This window comes from Roseovarius conchicola, from assembly GCF_041403425.1.
In the GTDB taxonomy this organism is placed as follows: Bacteria; Pseudomonadota; Alphaproteobacteria; order Rhodobacterales; family Rhodobacteraceae; genus Roseovarius; species Roseovarius conchicola.
The window spans coordinates 98952-115707 of the sequence record NZ_JBGEHK010000009.1 but is presented as its reverse complement, the minus strand read 5'-3'; the positions used below and the strand labels follow the sequence as shown (position 1 = coordinate 115707).

General features: G+C 58.9%; 17 protein-coding genes. 6 read left to right on the top strand and 11 right to left on the bottom strand.

Annotation, left to right across the window (positions count from 1 at the left end; translation table 11 throughout):
• Positions 1-8 precede the first annotated feature (8 nt).
• Entirely contained in the window at positions 9-1484 is a 1476-nt protein-coding gene (locus V6N02_RS19520) for an ABC transporter substrate-binding protein (RefSeq protein ID WP_371228444.1), read from the bottom strand.
• Positions 1485-1649: 165 nt separating this feature from the next.
• On the opposite strand from V6N02_RS19520, the gene panB reads away from it, so the two are divergent.
• The 4 genes from panB to V6N02_RS19500 all read left to right on the top strand — a co-directional run bounded on the left by panB (position 1650) and on the right by V6N02_RS19500 (position 5220).
• A complete protein-coding gene (panB, locus tag V6N02_RS19515; protein WP_371228441.1) occupies positions 1650-2474 on the top strand; it encodes a 3-methyl-2-oxobutanoate hydroxymethyltransferase in 825 nt (274 codons plus the stop codon).
• Positions 2471-3316: a pantoate--beta-alanine ligase gene (gene panC, locus V6N02_RS19510; protein WP_371228438.1), complete on the top strand. Its 846-nt coding sequence runs from the start codon at positions 2471-2473 to the stop codon at positions 3314-3316. The genes panB and panC overlap by 4 nt, the downstream gene beginning before the upstream one ends.
• A 261-nt stretch (positions 3317-3577) precedes the next feature.
• On the top strand, positions 3578-4480 hold the full coding sequence (locus V6N02_RS19505) for a LysR family transcriptional regulator (RefSeq protein WP_371228436.1): 903 nt from the start codon (positions 3578-3580) through the stop codon (positions 4478-4480).
• The gene (locus V6N02_RS19500) at positions 4477-5220 is read left to right on the top strand and encodes a sulfite exporter TauE/SafE family protein (RefSeq protein WP_371228433.1); all 744 of its coding nucleotides are present in this window, start codon (positions 4477-4479) and stop codon (positions 5218-5220) included. Before V6N02_RS19505 ends, V6N02_RS19500 begins: the two co-directional genes overlap by 4 nt.
• 19 nt (positions 5221-5239) lie before the next feature.
• Here the strand turns inward: V6N02_RS19500 and V6N02_RS19495 are convergent, their stop codons facing one another.
• The 6 genes from V6N02_RS19495 to V6N02_RS19470 are packed head-to-tail and all read right to left on the bottom strand — an operon-like array spanning position 5240 to position 10033.
• Entirely contained in the window at positions 5240-5920 is a 681-nt protein-coding gene (locus V6N02_RS19495) for a fumarate hydratase C-terminal domain-containing protein (protein WP_371228430.1), read from the bottom strand.
• Complete coding sequence (locus tag V6N02_RS19490; protein WP_371228427.1) at positions 5917-6873, bottom strand: fumarate hydratase; 957 nt, start codon at positions 6871-6873, stop codon at positions 5917-5919. The genes V6N02_RS19495 and V6N02_RS19490 overlap by 4 nt, the downstream gene beginning before the upstream one ends.
• On the bottom strand, positions 6870-8627 hold the full coding sequence (locus tag V6N02_RS19485; RefSeq protein ID WP_371228424.1) for an L-aspartate oxidase: 1758 nt from the start codon (positions 8625-8627) through the stop codon (positions 6870-6872). Before V6N02_RS19485 ends, V6N02_RS19490 begins: the two co-directional genes overlap by 4 nt.
• Before the next feature lies 1 nt (position 8628).
• Positions 8629-8982 carry a succinate dehydrogenase/fumarate reductase transmembrane subunit gene (locus tag V6N02_RS19480; RefSeq protein WP_371228422.1) on the bottom strand — a complete coding sequence of 118 codons (354 nt, stop codon included), beginning with the start codon at positions 8980-8982 and terminating at the stop codon, positions 8629-8631.
• Positions 8979-9311, bottom strand: a complete 333-nt coding sequence (locus V6N02_RS19475) for a succinate dehydrogenase/fumarate reductase transmembrane subunit (protein ID WP_371228419.1) — start codon at positions 9309-9311, stop codon at positions 8979-8981. The genes V6N02_RS19480 and V6N02_RS19475 overlap by 4 nt, the downstream gene beginning before the upstream one ends.
• Positions 9311-10033 (bottom strand): succinate dehydrogenase/fumarate reductase iron-sulfur subunit, encoded by a 723-nt coding sequence (locus V6N02_RS19470; protein WP_371228416.1) that lies wholly within the window; start codon positions 10031-10033, stop codon positions 9311-9313. The genes V6N02_RS19475 and V6N02_RS19470 overlap by 1 nt, the downstream gene beginning before the upstream one ends.
• Positions 10034-10165: 132 nt before the next feature.
• Between V6N02_RS19470 and V6N02_RS19465 the strand changes: the two genes are divergently transcribed.
• Positions 10166-11008: a nitroreductase family protein gene (locus V6N02_RS19465; RefSeq protein ID WP_371228414.1), complete on the top strand. Its 843-nt coding sequence runs from the start codon at positions 10166-10168 to the stop codon at positions 11006-11008.
• 72 nt (positions 11009-11080) lie between these two features.
• Here V6N02_RS19465 and V6N02_RS19460 read toward each other — a convergent pair whose 3' ends face one another.
• From V6N02_RS19460 to dapD, 3 genes are all read right to left on the bottom strand, one after another.
• Complete coding sequence (locus V6N02_RS19460) at positions 11081-12352, bottom strand: acetylornithine deacetylase/succinyl-diaminopimelate desuccinylase family protein (protein ID WP_371228526.1); 1272 nt, start codon at positions 12350-12352, stop codon at positions 11081-11083.
• Between the two features lie 51 nt (positions 12353-12403).
• A complete protein-coding gene (locus tag V6N02_RS19455; protein WP_371228411.1) occupies positions 12404-12739 on the bottom strand; it encodes a hypothetical protein in 336 nt (111 codons plus the stop codon).
• 173 nt (positions 12740-12912) lie between these two features.
• The gene (gene dapD / locus V6N02_RS19450) at positions 12913-13740 is read right to left on the bottom strand and encodes a 2,3,4,5-tetrahydropyridine-2,6-dicarboxylate N-succinyltransferase (protein ID WP_371228409.1); all 828 of its coding nucleotides are present in this window, start codon (positions 13738-13740) and stop codon (positions 12913-12915) included.
• Between the two features lie 21 nt (positions 13741-13761).
• Between dapD and V6N02_RS19445 the strand changes: the two genes are divergently transcribed.
• Entirely contained in the window at positions 13762-15834 is a 2073-nt protein-coding gene (locus V6N02_RS19445) for an oxidoreductase (protein ID WP_371228406.1), read from the top strand.
• Positions 15835-15837: 3 nt separating this feature from the next.
• Here V6N02_RS19445 and V6N02_RS19440 read toward each other — a convergent pair whose 3' ends face one another.
• Positions 15838-16752: a threonine/serine dehydratase gene (locus V6N02_RS19440; protein ID WP_371228403.1), complete on the bottom strand. Its 915-nt coding sequence runs from the start codon at positions 16750-16752 to the stop codon at positions 15838-15840.
• Positions 16753-16756: the final 4 nt, after the last annotated feature.

Below are 16756 nucleotides of genomic sequence, written 5' to 3'. Positions count from 1 at the left end.
CCGGGATGTCACTGTTCCCAATAGACGCCGGTCAGATCGGTGGCCTGCGTCGGCAGATCGCTCCACAATCCGCGCAGCTTGGCGTTGGCGACTGTGGCGGTGGCCAGCTGAAACAAGTACCCGTTCACGTAATCCTCGGCGATAGTGCGCTGCATTTTCACAAGGATATCCGAGCGCATGGCCGGGTTGGTTTCTTCCGTCAGCGCGGTGTTTAACGCCTGAAAATCGGGATTGTCATATTGGAAGTAATAGTCAGGCCGTGCATAAATCCCGATATCGAAGGGTTCGGTATGGCTGACAATGGTCAGGCCGAAATCCTTGCCTTTGAACACTTCTTCCAGCCATTGCGACCATTCCAGATTAGTGATCTCGGTCTCGATCCCCACTTCGCGCAGCTGGGCTGCGATAATCTCGCCTCCGCGCCGTGCATAGGAGGGGGGCGGCAGCTTCAGCGTGGTGGTGAAGCCATCCGGGAACCCCGCCTGAGCCAACAACGCCCGCGCCAACTCGGGATCATGCTGGGAGACACCGGTCAGGTCCACGTAGTCCGGATTATGCGGGGCGAAATGCGTGCCAATCGGCGTGCCAAGGCCAAACATCGCGCCATCAATAACAGCCTGTCGATCAATCGCATGGGCAATCGCCTCGCGCACTTTGACGTTATTGAGCGGCTCCATCTGGTTGTTCATCGCCAGAATGGTTTCGCCCTCGGTCGAGCCAACCAGAACCTGAAAGCGCGGATCCGCCTCAAACTGCGGCAGGTTTTCCGGGGCCGGGAAGGTCGGGAAAGCATCGACATCCTCGGCCATCACCGCGGCAAAGGCGGCTGTCGGATCACTAATGAACTTGAAGGTCACGCGATCCAGTTGAGCAGGGGTGCCCCAATACTCATCATTGCGCACCAAAGTGATCCGGTCGCCCTGCACCCAATCGTCAAATCGGAACGCCCCTGTCCCAATGGGCTTGGATTTGATCTCGCCAATACTTTCGGGGGCCACGATCACCGCATCGCCCCAGGCAAGGTTGAACAAAAGGTTGCCATTGGGCGCCCCCAGCGTGAGGGTCACCGTCAGGTCATCGACAACCTCAACATTCTCAATCCCCTCAAACAGGGCCTTTTGAGCATTCTGGCTCATCTCGTCCCGGGCGCGGTCAAGCGTGAATTTGACGTCCCCCGCATCCATCACTGTGCCATCGTGAAACGTCACCCCGGAGCGCAGCGTGAAGGTGTAGGACAGTCCGTCATCTGAAATCTCCCAGCTTTCCGCCAGGCCGGGATTGACTGATCCGTCCGGACCAAACCGGGTTAAACCCTCGAAAATATTGGCGTAAACCACTTGATCAATCGCGCCGGCGGCAGCACTTGTGGGATCAAGATGCGGCGGCTCCAGCTGCTGACCGATCACCACTTCGCCCTCGGCCTGCGCCATCCCGGTCAGCGCAAAAGTAACCCCAAGCAAAACAGGTCCTACCAAGCGTATCATCACATCTCTCCTTCGTGACTGGGACGGGCCATGCCGGTGGCGCTCCGTCTACTCTTTCCGCAAATTCGAGCGCGATCAAGGGGGCGTATGCTATGCCAACGGTGGATTTCCCGCGTGGGGCTTGGTAAACGACGCGGCAATGCAGCATTAGACCCGGAGGGCCCCATGAGTGCCACCGCCCGCAAAACCGCCCCTATGCCCGATGATATTCGGGCCATGAAGGGCGGTGCACCGATCGTCAGCCTGACTGCCTATACCACGCCTATGGCACAAATGATGGATGGGGTCTGTGACTTCGTCTTGGTCGGTGACAGCGTTGGCATGGTACTGCACGGCATGCCTTCAACCCTTGGCGTAACGATGGAGATGATGACCCTGCATGGGGCCGCCGTGGCGCGGGGGCTGAGCCGCTCGATGCTGGTGATCGACATGCCGTTTGGCTCCTACGAGGAAAGCCCGGCACAGGCATTCCGCAACGCCGCTGCCCTGATGCGCGACACCTCGGCGGCTGCCGTGAAACTGGAAGGCGGCACCCATATGGCAGAAACCATCGCGTTCCTCGTGGCGCGTGGTGTTCCGGTGATGGCCCATATCGGTCTGACCCCGCAATCCATCAACACGCTGGGCGGCTACAAGGTGCAAGGCCGCGATGACCAACGCGATCAGCTGATGGCCGATGCCCATGCCGTGACCGAAGCTGGTGCATTCAGCGTCGTACTTGAAAAAGTGCCCGCCACTTTAGCCGATCAGATCACGGATGATATTGCCATCCCAACCATCGGCATCGGAGCCTCGCCCAATTGCGACGGCCAGATTCTTGTCGTCGACGACATGCTGGGCCTGTTCACCGAGTTCAAACCGAAGTTCGTCAAGCGTTTTGGCAATCTGGGGGAAGATGGCAAAGCCGCTATCCAATCCTATGCCGACGAGGTCCGCGCCCGCAGCTTTCCGGCGCCCGAACATACATTTTCCGACAAGGCCCCGAAATGATTCCGCCGATTATCCGCACTCTGAGCGAGCTGCGCGCGATCACCAAACCCTGGCAATTGGCGGATCAGCGCATTGGCGTGGTCCCCACCATGGGCGCGCTACATGACGGACACCTGTCCCTGGTGGCCGAGGCCAAGAAACATTGCGACCGGGTGATCGTGACGATCTTCGTGAACCCCAAACAGTTCAACTCGGAACAAGACCTTAAGAATTACCCGCGCACCGAGAATGAAGACGCCCGCAAGCTGGAGCGCTTTGATATCGACGCGATCTACTGCCCCGACGGCCCACAGATTTATCCGGACGGCTTTGCCACCACCGTCTCGGTCGCCGGGCTGACCGATGTTATGGATGGCGTCCACCGGCCCGGGCATTTTGACGGGGTGGCCACGGTGGTGACCAAGCTGTTCACCCAAACCTCGGCCACCGATGCCTTCTTTGGCGAAAAGGATTACCAGCAGTTGCAGGTCGTCACGCGTCTAGCTCGCGATCTGGACATCCCCATCACGGTACACGGCTGCCCCACGATCCGCGAGATTGATGGGCTCGCCATGTCGTCACGCAACCTGCTGCTCTCGGGCCGCGCCCGCACCAAAGCGCCGACCCTGTTCGAGGAAATGGAACGCATTGCCGAAGGTCTCAACGACGGTCAGCCCTTTGGTGATCTTCATACCGCCGCGCTGACCCAACTGGAAAAGTCCGGCTTCACGGAAGTCGAATATCTCGACCTGCGCGCCGCCGATGATCTGAGCATGCTAGACGCCCCCGACCGCCCGGCCCGCCTTTTTGCGGCTGCATGGCTGGCCGGTGTGCGCCTGATCGATAACATCGCGGTGGAATGAAACCTGCGGTTTTTCAAGATTGAGTCAGAAGATTTCGGTTCAAAGCCTCCACTTCCGGATGCAATAACGCTCGTCGGGAGTTGGAACGCGCAGCAACCAATCATTTCCTCGGACAGTCTAAAGAACTCGTTGCCTCCTTTTCGCGATCCTGGACATTTCCCGAGTAGCCAATATCGCTATCTTTGATGTAAGCTGAACTTAATAAAAACTGGAAAAAATCATCATTATCGACAGATTTTCTTCAGGTGTGGTGGAGAGAGTATGACCATTCGAAGGCTTCGCACCTTGGTGGCAATCGCCGAAGCAAGAACGTTCAGCGCCGCGGCTGATATCGTACACATCACGCATGCTGCCGTCAGTCAGCAGATGCAGTCGTTAGAGGCTGATCTGGGTATCACCTTGTTTGATCGACGTACCAGAACACCCCAACTTACCCCCGTCGCCCACCAAATCGTCGCAAAGGCCCGTACGCTGATTTCTGACTATGACAATTTGGTACCTTCCGTCTTGAACGATGGTGGATTGCACGGAGTGATCACGCTGGGGGTCTTGCGCACGACCCTCACTGGGTTGACGCCACGGGCGATGGCTGCTTTGAAATCCAAGTATCCTGAAATTGGCTTGCATATACGGCCGGGCCTTACAGCCACGTTGCTTGCCGAGATCGAGCGCGGCAACCTTGATGCGGCGATCACAACCAAGCCTCATCTGATGCCTGCGGGCCTCGTTTTTCGGGAACTTGCGCATGAACCGATGCAGCTGATCGCGGCCATGGAGGAACCTGGAAACGACCCGATCAACCTTCTGAAGACGCGACCCTTCATCCGGTTTGATCGCACCGCAGTGGTGGGGGCATTGATTGACAACTGGATCTTGTCACATCGCATTCAGGTCACCGAAACCATGGAATTGGACAGCCCCGAAGCCATTGCCAGCATGGTCCATGCCAATCTTGGCGTCTCGATTGTTCCGGACCTCGCGGTCAAACCACAGGATGCCGTTGCTGTGAAGCGCGTGAGCCTTGGGCCGGATGCCCCTCACAGAACGCTGGGCCTTGTGCATCGCGAAAACCAACTCAGGATGCAGGCCATCGACGAGCTTTACGAGGCACTCGCAGGTGTCATTCGTGCAGCAGCCCCTGACAAAGACGCGACCCTTACATGAGTTTCGAGTTCGCTTTCTACCTTGTGATAGGTGCATTGGCAGGCGGCTTCATCAATGGGTTGGCGGGGACTGGTACGGCACTTTTTGCTCTGGGGTTCTATCTTGTCGTTCTTGACCCGGTCAGAGCCGTTGCCATCGTGGCCTTCATGTCTGTCCTGGTCGGTCTGCAAGGCCTCTGGATTGTTCGGAGTGAAATCAGGGCTCAGCCAAAAAGGCTTTTGCGGTTCGTCTTACCAGGCCTCTTGGGGGTACCGATTGGCCTCGCATTGCTTGAAATGATCGATGCGGGAACGCTGCGCATCGCAGTTGCGGCATTGCTGATCCTCTATGGCTGCTATTTTGGCTTCCGCGCGTCCCTGCCATCGTTTTCCCGGCACACACCCTGGATTGATAGCTTGATCGGCTTCACTGGTGGATTCCTTGGCGGCGCCGCCGCTGTCTCGGGGGCTGTCCCACAAATGTGGCTTTCGATACGGCCCTGGACCAAGTCGGAAACCCGTGCGGTTCTCCAACCCTTCAACGTCACGATCCTCAGTACAACAGTCTGTCTGCTATTCTTCCAAGGCGCCTATGACCACACGACGCTCAGTGCCCTGCTTATCACCGTTCCCTGCGGACTGATCGCTGCACAAATCGGGATCACGGTTTTTGGCCGATTGAGTGACACTACATTTCGGCGTCTGCTCATCATCCTCACACTGATGATGGGCATCGGGATCATGGTAAGTGAAGTGATGTGAGCATTGCCTCACCGGGCTCTCAAATCACTTCATCGGTGCGGTCGTCACTTTCGCCATAGCGCTTCAGGACAGCAGGCTTTGTTCCCTCATAGACCCGTGCAACATTCTCGGCGATCTTGGCGTTTTCCCTTTCGAACAGGCAGTCGCCATTGAGATCAGAGGCGACGATAAACGGTCCCATCTTGTTACACTTGATCACCCACATGGCCTGCGCCAGACCCAGTTCTTCGTTCCAATGCACGGCCTCGACGCTTTCAACCCCGCGCCCCAGTAATGCGCCTGTGCCATAGCCCACTGTTGAAAGATAGACTGCGCCGTTTGGCACGAAATACTCTTTGTAGTCTTTCGACGTCATCCCGCCTTTGCCAACGATCAGCTTGGCCCCGGTTCTGGCCATCCACTCGGGTAACCACTTGGCAAAACGGAACGAGGCTGTCGCCGTAACAGCCCCCATGTCAAAGCTGCCATCTGCATTGATCCGCGCGGCAGGTGAGCAGTGGAAATTGGCCGCAGATTGCGATGGCAGTTCCATCGGGATGTTCGCCTGGTCTTCGAGCGCGCGCATGTAAACGCCCTCGCGCGCGGTGTACATGAGGCCATCGAGGTAAACGACATCTCCGAGGCGCAAGTCTGCGATGGCTTCGGGTGTCGGGGTCGTGGACAGGCGGACTTCACGTATTTTGCTGGTTTGGTGGCTCATTCCGCGGCCTCCTGTACGGGGTCCCAATCAATCGTTTCCCGGCGTTGATAGTCCGTGAACCAATCAGGGTCTGTACGGTGTTCAACGCGGCCATCCGCGTGAATACGCGCCACCGCGCGACGGGATGACAGGCAGAACGCATGTACCGACATCGGCATACCGCCGGTGTGGCAATACCCAACCTCGATGTTGCAATCGATAACCATGTTCTTGCCGACAAAGCCCATGGCCCCCATGCCAATGGAATTGCCAAGCTCTTTGAACTCGTCCTCCATTTCCGCGATGCGCGGGTCCGAGTTGCGCGAGCCAACAACGCGCAAGGTGGAGGCGCGCTTGCCAAGCGTCATACAGATGTCTTTCGATCCGCCCAGCCCGATTCCTATGATCGCAGGCTGGCAAGCCAAACCCCGCTTACCAAAGGCCATCAGGCTATCAAGATAGAACCGCTTGATCCCTTGAATGCCATCAGACGGAAACAGCATCCGGTAGTCGGTGCCAAAAAGACCACCCTTATGAACCGTGATCAGATCAACCCAAGCGCCATCCGGTTCAAAGCCATATTCGATCTCGGGCGCGCCGATGCCGACATTGTTGTTATGGTCGGTGCGCCAAAGGGGATGCACGCGATTGGGACGTAACGGCACGCCGTTGGTGGCATTGGCCGTGGCACGGCGCAAGGCAGCCTCAAGGGCGATCATGCCACCCTCGACCTGCGCTTCGTTCCCCATCTTTACAAACCACCGCGGCACGCCCGTGTCCCCGCACATCGCACGGCGGTCTTCCTTGGCGGCTTCATAGTTGTCGAGCATGGCTTTGAGGACGAAGGACGAAAGATCCCCATCCTCTGTTCTGGCCGCTTCCTGAAGCCCGTCAAGATAGTCTTGAGGGATTTCGATGGCCGCCTTGTCCATCAAGGTCTCGGCCGTCTGTTGGATCAGGTTTATCGGTATCATTGTGTTGCCACCAATGTTTCGGGTGCGTCTTCGGGCAAAACCGTCTCGCCCGGTCTGACGATTGTGAACTGAACGGGCGCGCGTCTGACTGCGATTGCACCATCCCGAAGCTGGGCGATGGTGAATTCACTGTCTTCCATTGGCCCCGGATCGGGAAAATCCTCGCGAAAATGTGCCCCGCGCGAATTCTCGCGTGCAATGCCCGCCTTCGTGATGACTTCGGATATATCACAAAGCGACCGCAGGTTCAGCCAGTCGTGCCACGTAAGGTTGAAGGCCAGGTTGCTGCCGTCAACGCCCACATCTATAAGCGCGTCGGACACTTCTTTGATCCCTTTCAGGCCTCGTTCCATGCCGGCCCTGTCGCGCATCACACCAACATTGTCCCACATGCAGTCCTGCAGCTGCTTGCGCGAAGGCAGCACAAGATCGGGTTTGCGGGTCAGCGGGTGAATCGCGCGCTCCAATTCTGCGGCAAGAACATCTTGATCGGGGTCGCGCAGCATCATGCGGCTCACATCGGCGCCCATGGTATCACCCGCAATCCCGCCATAGACCGTGGAATTGGCCACGCCGTTGCCACCGAGCCGGTTTGACCCATGCGCGCCACCCGCATCTTCGCCTGCCACATACAGCCCTTCCATCGCGGTGCGCGTATCGACATCAACCACCACGCCGCCCATGAAATAATGCGCCGTTGGCACCACCTCAACCTTACCTGCGGCCAGGTCAAAACCACTGTCAGCACATCGGTTGACCATGCCTTTGAACTTTTCGCGCACATTTTCCGGCCCCAGATGCGACATGGAAATGAATACGCCCTCCTGGTCGGGATTGTTGTTCTTGCGCATCTCGGCATAGATACCCCGGCTGACCACATCGCGGGTCGCACGTTCACCTTTGCCATCATAGTCAAACATAAAGCGCTGGCCTGCATGGTTGATCAGCTGGCCACCGGCGCCCCGCAAACCTTCCTCCAAAACCGTGCCGGTCATCCGCGTGTGATCGCCGGCAAGCAGACCGGTGGGGTGGAATTGCACCATCTCCATATCGCGCAGTTGCAGACCGGCCCGAAGCGCCATGGCCAACCCATCCATCGTCTTGTCACCCGATGGCGTGTGGTACTTGTACATGGTAGGCCCGCCACCCGTGCCCATCATGACGGTCTTGGCGCGGACAAGTCGGAACCTCCCCGTACGCATGTCGATCATCAAAACGCCTGCCAGCGCAGAACCGTCTTTCGTCGGGATAAGCCCGACCGCGCGATGTTCCTGCAACTTCTCGACACCGGAGGCGAGCACCTTTTCCATCAGCCGGTTGATGATCTCGATCCCCGTCAGATCGCCCTTGTGCACGGTGCGGTCAGCGGTTTGCCCGGCGAAGGCCTTCTGATGCAGTGATCCATCGGCGTTACGGTCAAAGAAGCAGCCGACCTCGTTTTCCAACTCGCGTATGCGCACGACGGCCTGCTCACAAAGCCGCCACGCCATATCCTGATTGGGCAGCCATTTGCCGCCATGGATCGTGTCCATGAAATGCCGCTCGACCGTATCACCACCGCCAAGGGCCACATTATAGCCACCCTGCACCATGCGCGTGCAGCCGCATTTCCCGATCAATCCTTTGACGGCGATGGTGATCTTGGTGCCTTCAGGTGCTGTCTGCTGCGCATGCAACGCCGCAAAGAGCCCGGCACCGCCGGTACCAAGGATCAGGATATCGGTATCGTGTCTTTCGATGTCTGATACGCGCATCTCAAATCGCCTTCAGGAAAAAAAGCGCGGCGATCAAAAAGGATGCGGCCGCGGCCCCTGCCGCCAAAGTCTTGTGTGGTGCCGACCACGGCAGCCACTCCATCGCCATCAGCCGCAGACCACCGAACATGTGGACAGCAAGCAGGAAGACCAAACCGAATTCAGCCAGTTTCATGATGCCTGCTTCGGTCAGATGCAAAACCCCATCCAACCGCGCAGGATCCTTCAGTGCCAAAGCCAACACCCAGAAATGCAGGGGCAAAAACAGGGCCAAGGCCAACCCTGACAGCCGGTGCAATACATAGGCCACCCATAGAGGATGCGCGCGCGATGTGATGCCCTGTGCCACCCTCATGCGAATGTCACGGCCCAGACGGCACGCGCTCCCATTGCGAAAAGGCCAAGCCCGGTAAGCCACATGAAAGCGTCAAGTACCGTACCTTTCAGCCCACCCCACTCAAACGCAATCGTACGCAGGCCGATGGCACCATGAATCGCAACGGCCACAACGAAAGTGCCATAGAACAGGAACCACCAGACCGACCCTTGCGTACGCCCGAGGATTTCTGCCGCGCTCAACCCACCCTGGACGGCGTAGATAATCACTGCGAGATGCCCCAGCACCAATGGTGCCATCAGCAAGGCCGTCACCCGTTGAAGCATGTAAAGGCGCAAGTTCAGCATCAGCGCCCCCTTCCGAAGAATGATTTTGCAGTGGCGCGTTTAAGGCCCGCGATCGCAGACATCGGATCAAGGTCGTTGGGGCAGTACGCCGTGCAGGACCCTATCGAATGGCAGTTGTGACAACCGCCCTTATCTGAAACGGCATCCAGAATGGCGCTACGCCCTTCATCCTTGGCATCGTTCAAAAGTGTCCAGGCGCGCTGCAATGCGGCCGGTCCAAGATAGTGTTCGTTCGCCGCTACGGTGTCGCACGCGGCATAGCAGACCGAACAATTGATGCATTCAATCCCTGCATTCGCTTCAACCCTCGCGGGGGCCGTCGCGTCGATAGGAGCGATTGGATCATCGCGGGTCAGCGTGCCGTGATGCACCCCTTCTGCTGCGACCCATCTGTCAAAGAAAGGGTCCATATCTACGGCCAGGTCCTTGATGACAGGCAGATTACGCAGCGGGCCAATGGTGACCGAGTTCCCATCCAGCACCTTGGAAATATGTGTCCTGCAGGTCCAGCGCGGGACGCCGTTCACCATCATCGCGCAGCTGCCGCACATGCCCACCCGACACGCGAAACGATAGCTGAGCGTGGGGTCGGCATTTTGCTGCACCCAGGATACTACATCGAGAACTGTCTGATTATCATAGGCAGGCACATCAAAAACGGTCTGAGAGTCCTGCGCGTTGCGACCACGATCAATCGTTACTTTGAACGTTTCTTCCGTCATAACGGGTGATGTCTTCCAGATGCCGTAAATGATATGAGACATCATAGCTGATAGCGGCCCCTAATAAACGCGAATAAAGCTTTCGGTTTTTGTTAGCACTGCTTGCACAAAGCTCGGGATAGAAAGGCAGACATGACAAAACAGCCTGAGTCAAACCTACAACACGTATTGGCCGCGCGTTATAGCGACGCGCCTGCGCTGGATGGAACAGAGCCGAACAACGGCTTGCTGCAGAAAATGGCGGCACGCGGGTCTTGCCGGGCATTCCTGGACCAGCCCGTTCCATCTAACTGGGTGGAAATGCTTTGTGCGATCGCGTTGGCTTCACCGACAAAAAGTGACCTGCAACAACGCGATATTGTGCTCCTCCAGTCGTCCGAAGTCCGACAGGGCCTCGCCGGTCTCGTGTCAGGTCAGGCTTGGATCGCAGATGCGCCGATGATGGCTGTCTTTTGCGGAAACAACCGCCGTCAAAGGCTTTTGCACGATTGGCATAGCATTCCATTCGCCAATGATCATCTTGACGCCTTTTTCAATGCGACGGGTGATGCCGCCATCGCCATGGGAGCGTTTATCACAGCGGCCGAGGCGCTTGGTCTTGGGTGTTGCCCGATCAGTGCCGTGCGAAACGAGGCCGCCGCCATTTCAGCGCTGCTTGGCCTTCCGGATCATGTCTTTCCTTTCGCCGGTCTCGCGTTTGGATTTCCGGCGCAGGCCCCCGTGGTTTCAAAACGCCTGCCTTTGCGCGTCACCTGTCACATTGACCAGTTCACAGAAGAAAAACTGCAGAACGCGGTGATCGATTACGACCGCGCGCGTGCCAAAGCCCAGCCCTACACCGACCAGCGCGCGACAGAGATCTTTGGCAAAAGCGATAGATATGCGTGGTCTGACGACAAGGTCCGGCAATATAGCCAACCCGAGCGTGAGGGTTTCGGCGATTACGTGAAAGCACGCGGATTCAAACTGGATTGAGATGCTGAAGCCGCGCGTGAGTGAGTGCAGTGATCTGTTGCACAAAGCTGCCATCGAAGCAGACGCTCTGCCTCATCCCAGCAGGTCATGCAGCGCCAGCGTCATCACCTGTGCCGATTGGACCATATCCTCGATGCCCACATACTCATCCGGCTTGTGAGCCAGATCCAGAATCCCCGGACCATAGGCGATACAATTCTTCAGCTTGCCAATCCGATCGATATGCTTCTGGTCATAGGTGCCGGGGCTGACCACATAGTCAGGCGCGCGCCCAAAGACCTTTTGCACCGCCTGCGCGACGGCCCCCACCACCGGTGCATCTTGCCGGGTCATCGTGGGCAGCACCCGGTGCAGTTCGCGCAGGTCATATTCAAACCCCTCGCGCCCGGCGCGCACCCGTTCCAGAACTGCGCGCATTTCGGCCTGAACCTCATCGATATCTTCTTCAATCAGAAAGCGGCGATCCACCACCATGCGGCAGCGGTCCGGCACGCAGGGCGAGGGCAGGCCAGTGTAATCCGCATCCTGTTCCGGCTCACCGCCATGAACCGAGTTGATATTGAGCGTCGATTGCTTGGCCCCGTCGGGCACCACCGGCATATCGGTGCGTTTCTGCGCAAGGGCCGGAAACAGGCTTTCCTCCATTTCGGCCATCACGGCCCCCATGTGACGGACCGCACAATCACCCAGAAACGGCATGGAACCATGTGCTATCTCGCCCTTTGTTTCAATCTCTGCCCACCACACGCCGCGATGGCCCAGACAGATGCGATCCTTGTTCAGCGGCTCGGGGATGATCACGTGATCGACATGGGCGTAATGCCCCTGCTCGGCCAGATAGGCAACACCGCCAAAGCCACCTGATTCCTCGTCTGCGGTGCCGGAAATCTCGATAGACCCGGCGAAATCGGGGCATAGGTCGATAAATACCTCGGCTGCAATGATACTGGCGGCCAGCCCGCCTTTCATGTCGCAAGCGCCGCGCCCATAGACGCGACCCTCCCTGACCTCACCACCAAACGGATCGGTGGTCCAGCCATGGCCCACCTCGACCACGTCGATATGGCTGTTGAAATGCACGCATTGCCCGGCGCGTTTGCCCTCGCGACGCGCCACTATGTTCCAGCGCGGATAGATGTCACTGTCGCCAATCGCCCCTTGCGCGCGGATCAACCGGGTTTCAAAGCCCGAGCGCAGCAAGCGCCGGTCCAGATAGTCACAAATCTCGCGATAGTTCTGCCCCGGCGGGTTCAGCGTGGGGATGCGGATCAGATCCTGAGTCAACGCCACCAGACCGCTTTGACGCGCCGCAATCTCTGATCTGAGCCTGTCTGCGATATCCATCTGATCCCCCATGACGATGACTATAGCGTCATGCTGGCCCGCCACGAAAGTCTAGTCATCAAACGGGGTTACCTGCGCCACGATCACGGCGTTTTCCTCTAACGCACGGGCCATCAGGGCGCGTTCATCCTCGCCAATCTCGTGCCCCTCGGCTTCACGCTCGGTCAGCGTGCCATAGCCCGTGACATCCAGCGGGGCCATATCGGCCTGTTTCAGGATCGCCACGGTTTCACGCACCGCTTCGGCTTCGTCCACGCCACTGGCGTAGATCATCAACGCCGCGCCCGTAGCGCCATCTGGCAAGCCATCTCCATCTTTACGACCCACCTCGACAAGCAGAGTATACACCTGTTGGCGCGAAGGTTTCTTGGGCTTTTTCTCACTCACGCCTGTGTCTCCACATCATCCAACGTACATCGCGCCTGCCTGCCAAATCTGCGTCCCGATGACAGGGTAGGCACAGCCGACAGCCTATCATGGCAACCCGGCTTCTTCTGGCCCCAAATATCCCCGCCGGAGGCTCCTGCCTGTTGCAGCATGCTCCTCCGGTTAGGCAATGATCAGTCGCGCAGCAGTTCGTTAATCCCCGTTTTCGAACGGGTCCGCTCGTCAACGCGTTTCACGATCACGGCGCAGTAGAGGCTGATGTTGTTCTTGGTGGGCATCGAGCCTGCGACAACAACTGAATAGGGCGGCACTTCGCCATACATGACTTCGCCGGTTTCGCGATCCACGATCTTGGTGGATTGGCCGATGAACACGCCCATGCCCAGCACTGAACCTTCACGCACAATGCAACCTTCAACAACTTCCGAGCGCGCGCCAATGAAGCAATTGTCCTCGATGATGGTTGGCCCCGCCTGCATCGGTTCCAGCACACCACCAATGCCAACACCACCGGAGAGGTGCACGTTCTTGCCGATCTGTGCGCAGCTACCCACCGTGGCCCATGTGTCAACCATCGTGCCCTCGTCCACATAGGCCCCAAGGTTTACGAAGGACGGCATCAGCACCACGCCCGGCGCGATATAGGCCGATTTGCGCACCACACAGTTGGGCACAGCGCGAAACCCGCGCGCAGCCCATTCATTGTCACCCCAGTCTTTCCACTTGCTGTCGACCTTGTCCCACCAGGCCCCGCCCTGGGCCGAGCCTTCCTGGCGCTCCATATCCTTCAGGCGGAAGCCCAGCAGAACGGCCTTCTTGGCCCATTGGTTCACATGCCAGCTGTTGTCATCCTGCTTTTCCGCGACGCGCAGCTGACCCATATCCAGCGCATTCAACGTATCCTCGATCGCCTCACGCGTCTCACCAGTGGTGGCTGGGGTGATGTTGTCGCGCGCCTCCCAGGCGGCTTCGATGGCGGTTTCCAGTTGACTGTTGGACATGAGGGGCCTCCCTAGCGTGTCATGATATCTCTTGTTGGCATGACCTATATGGGCCAGCCCCGCACAGCGCAATGCGGCAATGGCGATATCATCTGCGTCAAATCAATTGCACCGCGCGACCGCTGCTTTCATAGTCGCCCCATGACGCAGGCCTGCCCCACGCTTTTCTCGCCCCTCAAGATCGGGCCTATGACGGTGAAGAACCGGATCGTCTCAACCGGGCATGACACCTGCCTGCCCCATGATGGCAACGTCAATGAGGCGCTGATCGCTTATCATGCGGCGCGCGCAAAAGGCGGTGCCGGCCTGATCGTGACGCAAGTGGCCGGCGTGCATGAAACCGCGCGCTATACCTCGCATTTGCTTATGGCGACCGATGATGCGTGTATCCCCGGCCTGCACCGCCTGGCCGATACGCTGCACGCAGAAGGCTGCAAGCTGATCGTGCAACTGTTCCATCCGGGCCGCGAGATCATGGAAGTCGCCGATGGGACCGCCGCTGTGGCCTATGCGCCTTCAGTCAGCCCCAGTGAAAGGTTCCACACGATCCCCCGTGCGCTGTCGGTTGAGATGATTGACGAGATAATCGAGGGCTTTCGCGCGGGTGCCAAGCGGGTCAAGGCCGCCGGCGCAGACGGGGTCGAGATTATCGCCAGCCAGGGCTATTTGCCCGCGCAATTCCTCAGTGCGGCGATCAACCAGCGCACCGATGACTACGGTGGCAACCCCGAAAACCGCCGTCGGTTTCTGGTGCAGGCGATTGAGGCCGCAAGAGCAGGTGGAGGAGAAGATTTCGTCGTCGGGATGCGCATTTCGGGCGATGAGAAAGACCCGAACGGGCTAGAAGAACCCGAGGCGCTGGAGATTATCGCCGCCGTTGAGTCCAAAATTGATTATGTCAGCGTGGTGGCAGGCAGTTCGGCCACTCTCGGCGCAGCCATTCACATCGTTCCGCCGATGTTTGAGGCCAATGCCTATCTCGCCCCGTTCTCAGCCGCCGTGAAACAACGCGTTAACATCCCGATCGTCGTGACCGGCCGTATCAATCAGCCGCAAGACGCCGAGGCCGTACTCGCCTCGGGGCAGGCTGATATGTGCGGGATGACCCGCGCGATGATCTGTGACCCGAAGATGCCGGCCAAAGCCAGGGCCGGAAAGCTGGACCATATCCGCGCCTGTATCGGATGCAATCAGGCCTGTATCGGGCATTTCCACAAGGGCGTGCCGATTTCCTGCATCCAACATCCCGAAACGGGGCGCGAGCTGATCTATGGCGAGCTGATGCGAGCACCGAAGTCCAAACAGGTGTTGGTCATCGGTGGCGGCCCTGCCGGGATGAAAGCCGCCTCGGTCGCGGCGCGGCGCGGGCACAATGTAACCTTGGTTGAAGCCGAAACGCAGTTGGGCGGACAGGCCCGACTGGCACAACTGCTTCCCGGGCGGGCTGAATTTGGCGGAATCATCACCAACCTCACCCGCGAAATGGAACTGGCCGGGGTCGATATCCGCACCGGCACCCGGGCAGATAGGGAGTTGGTAGACCAGCTTGATCCGGACGCGGTCCTGTTGGCCACCGGCGCCAAGCCGCATTGGCCCCACGGGTTCGAGGCAGACGACGAGGCCCATGTGGTGGATGCCTGGTCGGTGCTGCGCAACGAGGTCAATCCCGGAGGTTCGGTCGTGATTGCAGATTGGCGCAGCGACTGGATCGGGTTGGGGCTGGCCGAAATGCTTGCCAGCGCGGGCAGCCACGTGCGACTGGCCGTAAACGGCACCCATGCAGGCGAACTGATCCAGTCTTATGTGCGCGACAGCATGGTCAGCCGTCTGCACAGGCTTGGGGTGGAAATCACACCCTACGCACGCCTGTTTGGGGCCGATGGTGATAGCGCCTATTTCCAACACTCCGCCAGCGGTGAGGCGATGGTCATGGAAGGGGTCGATACGTTGATTCTGGCTCAGGGTCACGCGCCCGAGGACGACCTAGCCGAGTCCTTGGCGGAGCGGCCGTTCCAGATGATTGGCGATTGTCTTGCCCCCCGCACGGCGGAAGAGGCGGTATTGGAAGGGTTGAAAGCGGCAGCCGCTCTCTGAGAGTTACGCCAGAGGATCAGGCGCGATATTGCCGCCACAGATCAATACGGCCACGCACTCACCCGGTTCAGGCTGATAGGCCCCGCTCATCAGGGCAGCAAGCGCGGCGGCACCCGCTGGTTCCACCAATTGCCGTGCCTCACGCCAAAGGGCGTGCTGGGCGGTTCTGATGGCATCGTCACTGACCAGAACGGTTGGAACACCCTTGGCCAGATCAAAGCAAATCCTGCCGATCTTCCGGGCGCCCAGCGCGTTAGCGGCCACGCCCGATACATCGACATCAACGGGTGTGCCCGCCTCCTGCGCGGCATGCAACGCGCAGGCTGTTTCCGGTTCCACTGCCACCACTTTGCGCCGCCCTGACAACCACGCCAAAGCACCCGCGATCAACCCGCCACCGCCAACGGCGATCAGCACGGTGTCGGCCTCCAACCCCTGATCTTCCCATTCCGCCATGCAGGTGCCCTGTCCGGTCACGGTGGCGGGGGCGTCATAGGCATGAATTTGCATAGCGCCGGTTTCGGCCTCATGTTGTTGCGCAGCCTCCAAAGCGTTCGAATAGGCCCCCGGCACCACCTGCAAATCAGCACCTAGACCTTTGATCAACGCGATCTTGGCAGGCCCTGCCATTTCCGGCACGTAAATCCGTGCCTTGTGGCCCAGTTGAGCGCCGGCATAAGCCACCGCCGCGCCATGATTGCCACCCGAGGCGGCAACCAGCCCGGCCTTGGGCACGGGGCAGGAAAGAAGCGTATTGAACGCTCCCCGCGCCTTGAAACTGCCCGTATGTTGCATCTGCTCCAGCTTCATCTCGATCGGATAACCGAGGCCAAATCCACTGGCCTGCATCACAGGGGTTTGCCGCGCATGTCCTGCAATGCGCGCTTGCGCCGCCCTGATCTCAGCTATCCAATCCATCCCT

What these genes read in the sequence shown, in the direction of transcription:
- panB (WP_371228441.1), top strand. Translation starts at nt 1,650, where the DNA reads ATGAGTGCCACCGCCCGCAAAACCGCCCCTATGCCCGATGATATTCGG.
- V6N02_RS19470 (WP_371228416.1), bottom strand. Translation starts at nt 10,033, where the DNA reads ATGACGGAAGAAACGTTCAAAGTAACGATTGATCGTGGTCGCAACGCG.
- panC (WP_371228438.1), top strand. Translation starts at nt 2,471, where the DNA reads ATGATTCCGCCGATTATCCGCACTCTGAGCGAGCTGCGCGCGATCACC.
- V6N02_RS19500 (WP_371228433.1), top strand. Translation starts at nt 4,477, where the DNA reads ATGAGTTTCGAGTTCGCTTTCTACCTTGTGATAGGTGCATTGGCAGGC.
- V6N02_RS19445 (WP_371228406.1), top strand. Translation starts at nt 13,762, where the DNA reads ATGATATCTCTTGTTGGCATGACCTATATGGGCCAGCCCCGCACAGCG.
- V6N02_RS19480 (WP_371228422.1), bottom strand. Translation starts at nt 8,982, where the DNA reads ATGAGGGTGGCACAGGGCATCACATCGCGCGCGCATCCTCTATGGGTG.
- V6N02_RS19490 (WP_371228427.1), bottom strand. Translation starts at nt 6,873, where the DNA reads ATGATACCGATAAACCTGATCCAACAGACGGCCGAGACCTTGATGGAC.
- V6N02_RS19495 (WP_371228430.1), bottom strand. Translation starts at nt 5,920, where the DNA reads ATGAGCCACCAAACCAGCAAAATACGTGAAGTCCGCCTGTCCACGACC.
- V6N02_RS19475 (WP_371228419.1), bottom strand. Translation starts at nt 9,311, where the DNA reads ATGCTGAACTTGCGCCTTTACATGCTTCAACGGGTGACGGCCTTGCTG.
- V6N02_RS19505 (WP_371228436.1), top strand. Translation starts at nt 3,578, where the DNA reads ATGACCATTCGAAGGCTTCGCACCTTGGTGGCAATCGCCGAAGCAAGA.
- dapD (WP_371228409.1), bottom strand. Translation starts at nt 13,740, where the DNA reads ATGTCCAACAGTCAACTGGAAACCGCCATCGAAGCCGCCTGGGAGGCG.
- V6N02_RS19440 (WP_371228403.1), bottom strand. Translation starts at nt 16,752, where the DNA reads ATGGATTGGATAGCTGAGATCAGGGCGGCGCAAGCGCGCATTGCAGGA.
- V6N02_RS19465 (WP_371228414.1), top strand. Translation starts at nt 10,166, where the DNA reads ATGACAAAACAGCCTGAGTCAAACCTACAACACGTATTGGCCGCGCGT.
- V6N02_RS19460 (WP_371228526.1), bottom strand. Translation starts at nt 12,352, where the DNA reads ATGGATATCGCAGACAGGCTCAGATCAGAGATTGCGGCGCGTCAAAGC.
- V6N02_RS19485 (WP_371228424.1), bottom strand. Translation starts at nt 8,627, where the DNA reads ATGCGCGTATCAGACATCGAAAGACACGATACCGATATCCTGATCCTT.
- V6N02_RS19520 (WP_371228444.1), bottom strand. Translation starts at nt 1,484, where the DNA reads ATGATACGCTTGGTAGGACCTGTTTTGCTTGGGGTTACTTTTGCGCTG.